Annotated in this window: 11 protein-coding genes; 8 read left to right on the top strand and 3 right to left on the bottom strand. The window is 61.4% G+C overall.

Annotated features, from left to right (window positions below):
* Positions 1 to 12 precede the first annotated feature (12 nt).
* The 4 genes from EDF73_RS07700 (at position 13) to EDF73_RS07685 (ending at position 5,598) form a co-directional block, all read left to right on the top strand.
* Complete coding sequence (locus EDF73_RS07700) at positions 13 to 738, top strand: histidine utilization repressor (protein ID WP_132727936.1); 726 nt, start codon at positions 13 to 15, stop codon at positions 736 to 738.
* A gap of 143 nt (positions 739 to 881) precedes the next feature.
* Positions 882 to 2,567 carry a urocanate hydratase gene (hutU, locus tag EDF73_RS07695; RefSeq protein ID WP_132727933.1) on the top strand — a complete coding sequence of 562 codons (1,686 nt, stop codon included), beginning with the start codon at positions 882 to 884 and terminating at the stop codon, positions 2,565 to 2,567.
* 1 nt (position 2,568) lies between these two features.
* On the top strand, positions 2,569 to 4,101 hold the full coding sequence (hutH, locus tag EDF73_RS07690) for a histidine ammonia-lyase (protein ID WP_132727930.1): 1,533 nt from the start codon (positions 2,569 to 2,571) through the stop codon (positions 4,099 to 4,101).
* A 99-nt stretch (positions 4,102 to 4,200) separates the two neighbouring features.
* Positions 4,201 to 5,598: an amino acid permease gene (locus EDF73_RS07685; protein ID WP_132727927.1), complete on the top strand. Its 1,398-nt coding sequence runs from the start codon at positions 4,201 to 4,203 to the stop codon at positions 5,596 to 5,598.
* Between the two features lie 102 nt (positions 5,599 to 5,700).
* Here EDF73_RS07685 and EDF73_RS07680 read toward each other — a convergent pair whose 3' ends face one another.
* Complete coding sequence (locus EDF73_RS07680; protein WP_132727924.1) at positions 5,701 to 6,177, bottom strand: kinase inhibitor; 477 nt, start codon at positions 6,175 to 6,177, stop codon at positions 5,701 to 5,703.
* A 70-nt stretch (positions 6,178 to 6,247) separates the two neighbouring features.
* Positions 6,248 to 7,537 carry an adenosylmethionine--8-amino-7-oxononanoate transaminase gene (gene bioA / locus EDF73_RS07675; protein WP_132727921.1) on the bottom strand — a complete coding sequence of 430 codons (1,290 nt, stop codon included), beginning with the start codon at positions 7,535 to 7,537 and terminating at the stop codon, positions 6,248 to 6,250.
* 85 nt (positions 7,538 to 7,622) lie between these two features.
* On the opposite strand from bioA, the gene bioB reads away from it, so the two are divergent.
* From bioB to bioD, 4 genes are read left to right on the top strand one after another with little or no spacing between them, the layout of a single operon-like run.
* The gene (gene bioB, locus EDF73_RS07670) at positions 7,623 to 8,663 is read left to right on the top strand and encodes a biotin synthase BioB (RefSeq protein WP_049267849.1); all 1,041 of its coding nucleotides are present in this window, start codon (positions 7,623 to 7,625) and stop codon (positions 8,661 to 8,663) included.
* Complete coding sequence (gene bioF, locus EDF73_RS07665; RefSeq protein ID WP_132727919.1) at positions 8,660 to 9,817, top strand: 8-amino-7-oxononanoate synthase; 1,158 nt, start codon at positions 8,660 to 8,662, stop codon at positions 9,815 to 9,817. Before bioB ends, bioF begins: the two co-directional genes overlap by 4 nt.
* Positions 9,801 to 10,556: a malonyl-ACP O-methyltransferase BioC gene (gene bioC / locus EDF73_RS07660; protein ID WP_132727916.1), complete on the top strand. Its 756-nt coding sequence runs from the start codon at positions 9,801 to 9,803 to the stop codon at positions 10,554 to 10,556. Before bioF ends, bioC begins: the two co-directional genes overlap by 17 nt.
* Positions 10,549 to 11,271: a dethiobiotin synthase gene (gene bioD, locus EDF73_RS07655; RefSeq protein ID WP_132727913.1), complete on the top strand. Its 723-nt coding sequence runs from the start codon at positions 10,549 to 10,551 to the stop codon at positions 11,269 to 11,271. The genes bioC and bioD overlap by 8 nt, the downstream gene beginning before the upstream one ends.
* On the opposite strand, the gene EDF73_RS07650 is transcribed toward bioD, so the two are convergent.
* Positions 11,213 to 11,935 (bottom strand): ATP-binding cassette domain-containing protein, encoded by a 723-nt coding sequence (locus EDF73_RS07650; RefSeq protein WP_132728140.1) that lies wholly within the window; start codon positions 11,933 to 11,935, stop codon positions 11,213 to 11,215. The two genes, bioD and EDF73_RS07650, sit on opposite strands and share 59 nt — an antisense overlap.
* Between the last annotated feature and the right edge of the window lie 473 nt (positions 11,936 to 12,408).

Genomic DNA, 12,408 nt, shown 5'->3' with positions numbered 1-12,408 from the left:
GAAAGCCAGGCTATGTTTTCACAGCAACCTCGATCTGCGCCTGCACCGTTCTATGAAAAGGTGAAGCAGGCGATCAGCGAAAAGATTCAGCGCGGCGTCTGGCGTCCGCATGACCGCATTCCTTCTGAGGCGGAACTGGTGGCGCAATTTGGCTTTAGCCGGATGACCATCAACCGGGCGCTGCGTGAACTCACGGATGAGGGCTTACTGGTGCGTTTGCAGGGCGTGGGCACGTTTGTGGCGGAGCCGAAAGGGCAGTCGGCGCTGTTTGAAGTTCGCAGCATCGCCGACGAGATTCTCTCCCGCCACCACCAGCACCGCTGCGAGGTATTGCTGCTGGAGGAGACCGAAGCCGACCTTATCCAGTCGGCCGCGCTGAACGTCGCCGAGGGGACGCGGATTTTCCACTCCCTGATGGTGCATTTTGAAAACGATATTCCGGTACAGATTGAAGATCGCTGCGTCAACGCGACGGTGGTGCCGGACTATCTGCGCCAGGATTATACCGTGACCACGCCGCACGATTATCTGTCGCTGATTGCGCCGTTAACCGAAGGCGAGCATATCGTGGAGGCGGTGCAGGCGAGCGCCAAAGAGTGCGAGCTGCTGCAGATCCACGCCCATGACCCATGTTTGCTGATTCGCCGCCGTACCTGGTCAACCACGCATATCGTTTCCCACGCCCGTCTGCTGTTCCCGGGTAGCCGCTACCGGCTGCAGGGCCACTTTGCCTCCTGACCATCCCTCGCGTCAGCAAAAGCGTGATTGCTGACGCAATATAACAAAATTGTATCATTTCTGTTAAATCCTGGCTTGCGTAGGCTTGTATAGACAAGTATATGTATTTACGTAAACAACGTTAATTGTCAGGAGAAACCCCGATGTCGCAAAGCAAATATCGCCAGCAGGACGTACGTGCGCCGCGAGGCACGACGCTGAATGCGAAGAGCTGGTTGACCGAAGCCCCGCTGCGTATGTTAATGAATAACCTCGATCCCGATGTGGCCGAGAACCCCCATGAGCTGGTGGTCTATGGCGGTATCGGGCGCGCGGCGCGTAACTGGGAATGCTATGACGCTATCGTGAAGGCGCTGAAAAACCTGGAAAGCGACGAAACTCTGCTGGTGCAGTCCGGTAAACCGGTGGGCGTGTTTAAAACCCATGAAAACTCACCGCGGGTGCTGATCGCTAACTCCAACCTGGTCCCGCACTGGGCAACCTGGGAGCATTTCAACGAGCTGGACGCGAAAGGGCTGGCGATGTATGGCCAGATGACCGCCGGCAGCTGGATCTATATCGGTAGTCAGGGCATCGTGCAGGGCACCTACGAAACCTTCGTCGAAGCCGGACGTCAGCACTATCAGGGCAGCCTGAAGGGGCGTTGGGTATTAACCGCCGGTCTGGGCGGTATGGGCGGCGCGCAGCCGCTGGCGGCTACTCTGGCAGGAGCCTGCTCGCTGAACATCGAATGTCAGCAGAGCCGGATCGATTTCCGCCTGCGGACCCGCTACGTTGACGAACAGGCCACCTCGCTGGACGACGCGCTGGCCCGCATCAAGAAATACACTGCGGAAGGCCGGGCAATCTCTATCGCTCTGTGCGGCAACGCCGCCGATATCGTGCCGGAGATGGTTAAACGCGGCGTGCGCCCGGATATGGTCACCGACCAGACCAGCGCCCACGACCCGCTGCATGGCTATTTGCCGAAGGGCTGGAGCTGGGAAGAGTATCAGGCCAAAGCGGAGTCCGATCCGCAGGGGACGATCCTGGCCGCCAAACGCTCCATGGCCGACCACGTCCAGGCGATGCTGGCCTTCCACGAAATGGGGGTCCCGACCTTCGACTACGGCAACAATATTCGCCAGATGGCGCAGGAGATGGGGGTCGGCAACGCGTTCGATTTCCCGGGCTTTGTCCCGGCCTATATTCGCCCGCTGTTCTGCCGCGGCATCGGCCCGTTCCGCTGGGTGGCGCTCTCCGGCGATCCGCAGGATATCTATAAAACCGACGCTAAAGTTAAAGAGATCATCAAAGATGATACGCACCTGCACCGCTGGCTGGATATGGCGCGCGAGCGCATCAGCTTCCAGGGGCTGCCGGCGCGTATTTGCTGGGTGGGTCTGGAGTGGCGCCAGAAGCTGGGGCTGGCGTTTAACGAAATGGTCCGCAGCGGCGAAGTTTCCGCGCCGATCGTTATCGGTCGCGACCACCTTGATTCCGGCTCCGTCGCCAGCCCGAATCGTGAAACCGAAGCGATGCGCGACGGTTCCGATGCGGTTTCCGACTGGCCGCTGCTGAACGCCTTGCTGAATACCGCCAGCGGCGCGACATGGGTGTCGCTGCATCACGGCGGCGGCGTGGGTATGGGCTTCTCCCAGCACTCCGGGATGGTTATCGTCTGTGACGGTACCGACGAAGCGGCGGCGCGTATCGCTCGCGTCCTGCATAACGACCCGGCGACCGGGGTGATGCGTCACGCCGATGCCGGCTACGACATCGCGATCGAGTGCGCGGCAGAACAAGGACTGAATCTTCCTATGGTGGCAGCAACGCAGGGGCAACGCTGAAATGAAAAGCTTAACACTTATTCCTGGTCAACTGACTCTGGCGCAGCTGCGCGAGGTATATCATCACCCGCTGAGCATCACCCTCGACGAGCGCGCTTTTCCGGCGATTGACGAGAGCGTGGCCTGCGTCAACGCGATTCTGGCGGAAGGGCGTACCGCTTACGGTATTAACACCGGTTTTGGCCTGCTGGCGCAAACGCGCATCTCTACCGACGATCTGGAAAATCTGCAGCGTTCTCTGGTGCTCTCCCATGCCGCAGGCATTGGCGAGCCGCTGGACGAGGCGATGGCGCGCCTGATTATGGTGCTGAAGATTAACAGCCTCTCCCGCGGCTTCTCCGGTATTCGTCTGAGCGTGATTCAGGCGTTGATTCAGCTGGTGAACAAAGGCGTGACGCCGTGGATCCCGGCCAAGGGTTCGGTCGGCGCGTCCGGCGATCTGGCGCCGCTGGCGCACATGTCGCTGACGCTGCTGGGCGAGGGGAAAGCGCGCGTCGACGGCGAGTGGATGCTGGCGGGGCAGGCGCTGAAAAAAGTCGGTCTCGAGCCGATTACGCTGGCGGCGAAAGAGGGGCTGGCGCTGCTCAACGGCACGCAGGCATCGACGGCGTTTGCCCTGCGCGGCCTGTTTGAGGCGGAAGATCTGTTTGCATCTGCGGTGGTGTGCGGGGCCTTAACCACCGAAGCGGCGCTGGGCTCGCGTCGGCCGTTTGATCCGCGTATTCATGATGCCCGCGGCCAGCGTGGTCAAATTGATGCCGCCGCGCTGTACCGCCATGTGCTGACCGACGACAGCGCGATTTCGCAATCGCATCACAACTGTAGCAAAGTGCAGGATCCGTATTCTCTGCGCTGTCAGCCGCAGGTGATGGGGGCCTGTCTGACCCAGATTCGTCAGGCGGCCGACGTGCTGCTGATTGAAGCCAACGCGGTATCGGATAATCCGCTGGTCTTCGCCAGCGAGAACGAGGTGATTTCCGGCGGTAACTTCCATGCCGAGCCGGTGGCGATGGCGGCGGATAATCTCGCCCTGGCGATTGCCGAAATCGGCTCGCTGTCAGAGCGGCGGATTGCGCTGATGATGGACAGCCATATGTCGCAGCTGCCGCCTTTCCTCGTGAAAAACGGCGGCGTTAACTCTGGTTTTATGATTGCTCAGGTCACCGCGGCGGCATTGGCCAGCGAGAATAAGGCGCTGTCGCATCCGCACAGCGTTGACAGCCTGCCGACTTCGGCAAACCAGGAGGATCACGTCTCGATGGCGCCAGCCGCCGGTCGTCGCCTGTGGGCGATGGCGGACAACACCCGCGGCGTGCTGGCCGTAGAGTGGCTGGCCGCCGTCCAGGGGCTGGATATGCGCGAAGGCCTGGCCAGCAGCCCGCTGCTGGAGGAGGCGCGTCATCTGCTGCGCGAACGGGTCTCGCATTACACCCAGGATCGTTTCTTCGCCCCGGATATTGATAACGCTATTGCGCTTCTGGCGGCGCGTCACCTGACGCGACTGCTACCTGCCGTATTACCCAGTCAGCTCTGATCATCGCTGTTTTCTGTACCCGCGTCGGGGGGATATCTTCCCCCCGGCCGTCCTACGCGCATATTTGTCGTCATACAAAAATTATCAGGACACTCGCATATGCAACAACAACCCTCAAAGCCACACCTGCTGCGCGGGCTGAACGCCCGCCATATTCGTTTCATCGCGCTCGGTTCCGCCATCGGTACCGGGCTGTTTTATGGGTCGGCCGCCGCCATCAAGGCCGCGGGACCGGCGGTTCTGTTAGCCTACCTGATTGGCGGCGCGGCGGTATTTATCGTCATGCGCGCGCTGGGGGAAATGGCGGTGCGCAACCCCGTTTCCGGCTCCTTCGGCAGCTATGCCCGTCAGTATCTCGGACCGCTGGCCGGGTTTATCACCGGTTGGACCTACACCTTTGAAATGGTGATTGTCGCTCTGGCCGACGTCACCGCGTTTGGCATCTATATGGGGCTGTGGTACCCCGACGTCCCGCGCTGGATTTGGGTGCTGAGCATCATCTTTTTCATCGGCGCGATGAATCTGTGCCACGTACGCATTTTCGGCGAGATGGAGTTCTGGCTGTCGCTGATTAAAGTGGTGGCGATTATTGCGATGATCGTCGCCGGCGGCGGCATCATCTTCTTTGGCTTTGGCCATGCGTTCCCGGCGACAGGGCTGGAGAACTTGTGGCATCACGGCGGTTTTGCTCCGAACGGCTGGCAGGGGATTATCGCTTCGCTTGGAATAGTGATGTTCGCCTTTGGCGGGGTGGAAATTATCGGCGTTACCGCGGCTGAAGCGCAGAATCCCAGGAAAGTGATCCCGCAGGCGATTAACACCATCCCTCTGCGCATCGTGCTGTTCTATGTCTGCACGCTGGCGATTCTGATGGCGATTTTCCCGTGGAACAGTTTTGGCGAGCAGGGCAGCCCGTTCGTGCTGATTTTTAGCGGTCTGGGTATTCCGGCTGCGGCGACAATCCTCAATATCATCGTTATCAGCGCCAGTATTTCGGCCATTAACAGCGATATTTTTGGCGCCGGACGCATGATGTACGGCATGGCGAAAGAGGGCATGGCGCCGAAAAGCTTCCAGCGGATTGCCAGCAACGGCGTGCCGTGGATGACGGTAGTGGTGATGGGAGTGGCGCTGCTGGTGGCGGTGGTGCTGAACTATCTGATGCCGGAGCAGGTCTTCGTGCTGATTGCCTCCCTGGCAGCGTTTGCCACGGTGTGGGTGTGGCTGATGATCCTGCTGGCCCACTTCGCCATGCGGCGCGGGCTGTCGGCAGAAGAGCGCCGACAGATTGAGTTCCCGGTGCCGTTCTGGCCGGTCGCGCCGCTGCTGACCCTGCTGTTTATGGGGCTGGTGATTGCGGTGCTGGGGATGGTCGAAGAGACGCGCATTGCGCTGATCGCCGGACTGGTCTGGCTGGCGCTGCTGACGGTGGTGTGGTACGCGAAAGTCAAAAAAAGCGCGGCGCTGCCGGTGGCTGAGCAGTCATCTTCGAGCTGAAGGACTCCCCGGTGGCGCTGCGCTTACCGGGGCGATAAAGGTACTGTCACATCGCCCGGGTAAGGCGTAAGCCGCTACCCGGGGAAGGGTGACGAGAAAAGGTCAGATAAACAGGGCGGTGATGGATGCGCTGCCCAGGGAATGGAAATGGACGTTAAAGCCCACCATCGCGCCGCTTGCGCCCTCATCCACATCGATCTTGTCGACATCCAGCGCATGTACGGTAAAGATATAGCGATGGCTTTCCCCCTTCGGCGGCGCTGCGCCGCCATAGCCGGCCTGGCCGAAGTCGGTGCGGGTCTGGATGGCGGTTGCTGGCAGCGGCGCCAGACCGGAGCCGGCACCCTGCGGCAGTTCGCGCGTTTCCGCCGGCAGATTGGCGACCACCCAGTGCCACCAGCCGGAACCGGTCGGTGCGTCGGGATCGTAACAGGTCACCACAAAGCTTTTGGTGCCGGCGGGAACTTCGTCCCACGCCAGATGCGGCGAAATATTGTCGCCGTCGTAGCCCATGCCATTAAAAACCTGACGATGGGGCAATTTGCCGCCATCCTGCAGGTCGTGACTGATTAATTTCATACCGTCTCCTCAGGGATAATCTACTGATTAGCAAAGAAGTGTAGTCCGGTTGACGGCCAATTTCCGCTGCTTATTCGCTAAAAAATGTTTCTTCCTGCACCGCCGCGTTGACCGCCTGGGTCAGGCGCGTCAGCTGCTGCGCGGTGATGACATAGGGCGGCATCAGATAAATCAGGCGACCGAACGGACGGATCCATACTCCCTGCTCAACGAAGAAACGCTGCAGCGCGGCCATATTCACCGGACGACGCGTTTCCACCACGCCAATGGCGCCCAGTACGCGAACATCGGCCACCTGAGGAGATTCCCGCGCCGGCGCCAGTTCGGCGTTAAGCTGCGCTTCAATGGCCGCCACCTGGCGTTGCCATTCGCCGCTCTCCAGCAGGCGCAGGCTTTCTGTCGCCACCGCGCAGGCCAGCGGATTGCCCATAAAGGTCGGGCCGTGCATAAAGCAGCCCGCAGCGCCATCGCTGATGGTCTCCGCGACCCGTCGGGTGGTGAGGGTGGCCGACAGGGTCATAGTCCCACCGGTCAGGGCTTTACCGAGACAGAGAATATCCGCCGTAATCCCCGCATGTTCACAGGCAAACAGCTTGCCGGTCCGGCCAAATCCGGTGGCAATCTCATCGGCAATCAGCAGGATGCCTTCCCGGTCGCACATCTTGCGAATGCGCTTCAGCCACTCGGGGTGGTACATCCGCATTCCGCCCGCCCCCTGCACAATCGGTTCGAGAATCACCGCCGCGATCTCCTGGCGATGGGCTGCCATCAGCCGGGCAAACGACACCATATCCCGCTCATCCCATTCGCCGCCAAAGCGGCTTTGCGGCGCCGGGGCGAACAGGTTATCCGGCAGATAGCCCTGCCACAGGCTGTGCATCGAGTTATCCGGATCGCAAACCGACATCGCGCCGAAAGTATCGCCATGATAGCCGTTGCGGAAGGTGAGAAACCGCCGGCGCGGTTCGCCTTTTGCCTGCCAGTACTGCAGAGCCATTTTCATTGCCACTTCCACCGCGACCGAACCGGAGTCGGCGAGGAATACGCACTCCAGCGATGCCGGCGTCATCGCCACCAGCTGGCGGCAGAGCGCGACCGCCGGAGGGTGGGTGATGCCGCCAAACATCACGTGCGACATCTGGTCAATCTGCGCTTTCATCGCCGCGTTTAACCGCGGGTGATTGTAGCCGTGAATCGCCGCCCACCACGAAGACATGCCGTCGATTAACTGCTTGCCGCTGGCGAGGGACAGCTCGCAGCCGTGGGCGGCAACCACCGGGTATACCGGCAGCGGGGAAGTCATGGAAGTGTAGGGGTGCCAGATGTGGCACCGATCGAAGGCGAGATCGTCCGTTGTCATAAGTGACTTGTAAACCATTTTGAAAAGTTTTAGGTTTACGAGTATAAACCGAACCGACAATTAACAAAACCCTTTGGAGAGGCCAATGGCTCACCACGCACGCTGGACAATGTCGCAAGTTACTGAGTTGTTTAATAAACCGTTGTTAGACCTGCTGTTTGAAGCCCAGCAGACGCACCGCCAGCACTTTGATCCGCGCCAGGTCCAGGTCAGCACGCTGCTGTCGATTAAAACCGGCGCCTGCCCGGAAGACTGCAAATACTGCCCGCAAAGCGCGCGCTATAAAACCGGTCTGGAATCGGAGCGCCTGATGGAAGTGGAACAGGTGCTGGAGTCGGCGCGGCAGGCGAAAAATGCCGGTTCAACCCGCTTCTGCATGGGGGCGGCATGGAAAAACCCCAACGATCGCGACATGCCGTACCTGGAACAAATGGTCAAAGGCGTCAAAGCGTTGGGGCTGGAGTCCTGTATGACGCTCGGGACCTTGACCGACAGCCAGGCGCAGCGGCTGGCGGGAGCCGGACTGGACTACTACAACCATAACCTGGACACCTCGCCGGAATTCTACGGCAATATCATCACCACCCGCACCTACCAGGAGCGGCTGGATACCCTCGACAAGGTGCGTGACGCCGGGATCAAGGTCTGCTCGGGCGGGATCGTCGGCTTAGGCGAAACCGAGAAAGATCGCGCTGGCCTGCTGCTGCAGCTGGCTAACCTGCCGACGCCGCCGGAGAGCGTGCCGATCAACATGCTGGTCAAAGTGAAAGGCACGCCGCTGGCCGATAACGATGACGTCGACGCCTTTGATTTTATCCGCACCATCGCGGTGGCGCGGATTATGATGCCGACATCGTACGTGCGTCTTTCCGCCGGGCGCGAGCAGATGAACGAACAGACGCAGGCGATGTGCTTTATGGCCGGGGCGAACTCGATTTTCTACGGCTGCAAGCTGCTGACCACGCCGAACCCGGAAGAGGACAAAGACCTGCAGCTGTTCCGCAAGCTGGGCCTTAACCCGCAGCAGACGGCGGTGCTGGAAGGGGATAACGAACAGCAGCAGCGTCTGGAACAGGCGCTGCTCAACCCGGATACCGAGGAATATTACAACGCGGCGGCGCTATGAGCTGGCAGCAACGGATCGAGCGGGCGCTTGGCGAACGGCGGGAGGCGGACGCGTTTCGCCAGCGCCAGCCGGTCACCCAGGGAGCCGGGCGGTGGCTCGCCCGCGAAGGCCAGCGCTGGCTGAATTTCTCCAGCAATGACTATCTCGGGCTGAGCCAGCATCCGAAGATTATCGCCGCCTGGCAGCAGGGGGCGGCGCGTTATGGCGTCGGCAGCGGCGGCTCCGGCCACGTCAGCGGCTACAGCGAGGCGCATCGCGAGCTGGAAGAGGCGCTGGCTGACTGGCTGGGCTACCCGCGCGCGCTGCTGTTTATTTCCGGATTTGCCGCCAATCAGGCGCTGATTGCCGCGCTGCTTGCAAAGGACGATCGCATCGTCGCGGACCGGCTGAGCCACGCTTCGTTGCTTGAGGCGGCCAGCCTCAGCCCGGCGCAGCTCAGGCGTTTTGCGCACAACGACGTGCAGCAACTCGGCGATCTGTTGGCAAAGCCCCTGACCGGCCAGCAGCTGGTGGTAACCGAAGGGGTATTCAGCATGGATGGCGACAGCGCGCCGCTCGGCGATATCGCCCGTACCACCCGGGCGGCTGACGGCTGGCTGCTGGTGGATGACGCGCACGGTATCGGGGTGATGGGCGATGAGGGACGCGGCAGCTGTCATGCCCGGAACGTCCGCCCGGAACTGCTGGTGGTGACCTTTGGCAAAGCCTTTGGCGCCAGCGGGGCGGCGGTACTCTGCGACGATGCGCTGGCGGACTACCTGCTGCAGTTCGCCCGCCATCTGATTTACAGCACCGCCATGCCCCCGGCCCAGGCGCTGGCGCTGAGCGCGGCGCTGGCGGTTATCCGCAGCGATGACGGCCAGCAGCGTCGGGAAAAACTGGCCAGCCACGTGGCGCAATTTCGCGCCGGCATGGCCAGCTTCCCCGGCGAGCTCAGCGCCTCAACCAGCGCGATTCAGCCGCTGATCGTCGGCGACAATACGCGGGCGTTGCGACTGGCGGCAAGCCTGCGCGAGCAGGGCTGCTGGGCGACGGCGATCCGCCCGCCGACGGTGCCGGCCGGCAGCGCGCGGCTGCGCCTGACGCTCACCGCGGCGCATGAGTCCACCGATATCGCCCGTCTGCTGGAGGTGCTGCATGGCGGCGGTGAATAAACGCGCGGTGGCCGCGGCCTTTGGCCGGGCGGCCACCCACTATACGCAGCACGATGAGCTGCAGCGGTACAGCGCGGAGCTGCTGCTGCGCCGGCTGGCAAGCCGGGCCTTTGCCGAGGTGCTGGATGCCGGCTGCGGCCCCGGCAGTATGAGCCGCTACTGGCGCGATGCCGGAAGCCACGTCACGGCGCTGGACCTCTCGGTCGAGATGCTGGCGCAGGCGCAGCGTGGGGGTTGCGCCCACCGCTACGTGGCGGGCGATATTGAGTCGCTCCCGCTGGCGGATGGCTGTGTCGATCTGGCGTGGAGCAACCTGGCGGTCCAGTGGTGTGACAGTCTGGCGCGGGCGGTGGATGAACTCTGTCGGGTGGTGCGTCCCGGCGGCAGGGTGGCGTTCACCACGCTGCTGGCCGGTTCGCTGCCGGAACTTAATCAGGCCTGGCAGGCGATTGATGCCCGCCCGCACGCCAACCGCTTTCTCAGTGAGCAGGCGGTGCGCGAGGCGCTGGCCGGACGACGGGTTAGCGGACAGGTTCACGCCGTCAGCCTGCCGTTCGCCGATGCGCTGAGCGCGATGCGTTCGCTAAAAGGCATCGGCGCGACTCATCTGCATCAGGGACGCAGCGCCGCGCCGTTAAGTCGGGGCAAACTGCGCGAGCTCCAGCTTGCCTGGCCAAAACAGCAGGGGCTGTGCCCGCTGACGTACTATCTTTTTACAGGAGTCATTGCACGTGACTAAACGTTTTTTCGTCACCGGAACCGACACTGAAGTCGGGAAAACCGTCGCCAGCTGCGCCTTACTGCAGGCGGCTAATCTATCCGGGCTGCAGAGCGCGGGCTATAAGCCGGTGGCCTCCGGAAGTGAAGATACGCCGCAGGGGCTGCGCAACGACGATGCGCTGGCCTTGCAACGTAACAGCAGCGTGGCGCTGAGCTACGCCCAGGTTAACCCCTGTACCTTCGCTGAACCGACCTCTCCGCATATTGCGAGCGCCGATGAAGGCCGCCCGATTAGCGGGGCCGCGCTCTCCGCCGGGCTGCGCGAGCTGGAAAAGCTGGCCGGGTGGGTGCTGGTGGAAGGGGCGGGAGGCTGGTTCACGCCGCTCTCCGATACTCTGACCTTTGCCGACTGGGTGCGGGACGAACGGCTGCCGGTTATTCTGGTGGTGGGCATCAAACTGGGCTGCATCAACCATGCGCTGCTGACGGCCCAGGCGGTGCGTCAGGCGGGGCTGCCGCTGGCCGGCTGGATCGCGAACGACGTCCAGCCGCCGGGCAAGCGTCATGCCGAATACCTGGCGACCCTTAAGCGCCTGCTCCCGGCGCCGTTGCTGGGGGAGATCCCGTGGCTGGCGGACGCGCCGCAGCGCGAGGATCTCGGGCAGTATCTGGACCTTAACGCGCTGGATCTGGCGTCATCCACTGCGCCAGCAGCGGCTCATCCAGCTGGATAACGTTGCCCTGCGCCACGCTGCGGCCGCGATGAAGCAGGCAGAACCGGTCCGCCACCCGGCGAATAAACGGCAGGTGCTGTTCGGCAAGCAGCACCGTTAACCCGATATCGCGATTCAGCCGCACCAGCAGGTCCCCCAGCTTTTGCATGAAGTGATGCCCGCTGCCGCGCGAAGGCTCATCAAGGATCAGCAGGCGCGGTTGAACAATCAGCGCCCGGGCCAGCGCCAGCTGGTACTGGTCATCTTCCGAGAGCATCGCCCCTTTGTGCTGGCGCAGAGCGTACAATTCGGGAAATAAATCGTAAATCTCGCCCTTCACCGCGGCGCCGGGGTTCCCCCCGGCCGCCAGCGCAATATGCAGATTCTCCTCCACGCTCAGCTGGGAAAAGATGCGCTTGTCCTGCGGGACGTAGCCGATGCCAATAATCGAGCGGGAGTGGGCGGAAAGCGGCGTGAGATCGCAAGGCGGGGCCCCGATGTCATGCCAGGTCATCGTGCCGCTGGCGACCGGGAGATGCCCGGTAATGCAGTTTACCAACGTGGTTTTCCCCATCCCCTGCAGCCCCATCACGCAGGTGCACTCCCCTGGCCGGAGTTCAAGGTCGACATTCCATAGCGTGTGCTGACTTCCGTAGTACTGATTAACTGCGTGTAGACTCAACATAGACGTTTTCTCCTTTTTGGGGATAGCGAGCGACATGAAGATTCTGCAAATCTCTTGCCAGGAAAAAGATGTTTCGGTGTTTTCTCGCAAAGACAGGGGGCGCAGGGCATCACAGCGGCGGGTTAACGAGGCGGTTGCACTTTCCCGGTGCCAAAGCGCATGAAATTTGGTGCAGAAAGCAACAAAAAGGTGGCCGTCCTTAGCTGATAAATATCAAAAATAATTCGATAATTTTTTTTAGCCGGCCGATTTTTGCCGGCGGGCGATTTCTGCCGGGTGGCAGACCTCATGGCCTGCAGAGACTTATCCACTATTCCTGTGGATAACCTTGTGCATTAGAGTTAGAGAACTTGCGGTAAGCTAGAGATTACGCGGCCTGCGGCTGAATTGGCGCGAAACCCATCTTTTGTTTAATTTCATTTAATATCAATTAGTTGAATAAAAGCAATGGCTGTAAGGAAAGTGTCACCTGC

Origin of the sequence: Klebsiella sp. BIGb0138 (assembly GCF_004342285.1) — a bacterium.
Taxonomy (GTDB): Bacteria; Pseudomonadota; Gammaproteobacteria; order Enterobacterales; family Enterobacteriaceae; genus Klebsiella.
Note: the sequence above shows the minus strand (reverse complement) of the source record. Positions and strands in the feature narration are given on the sequence as shown.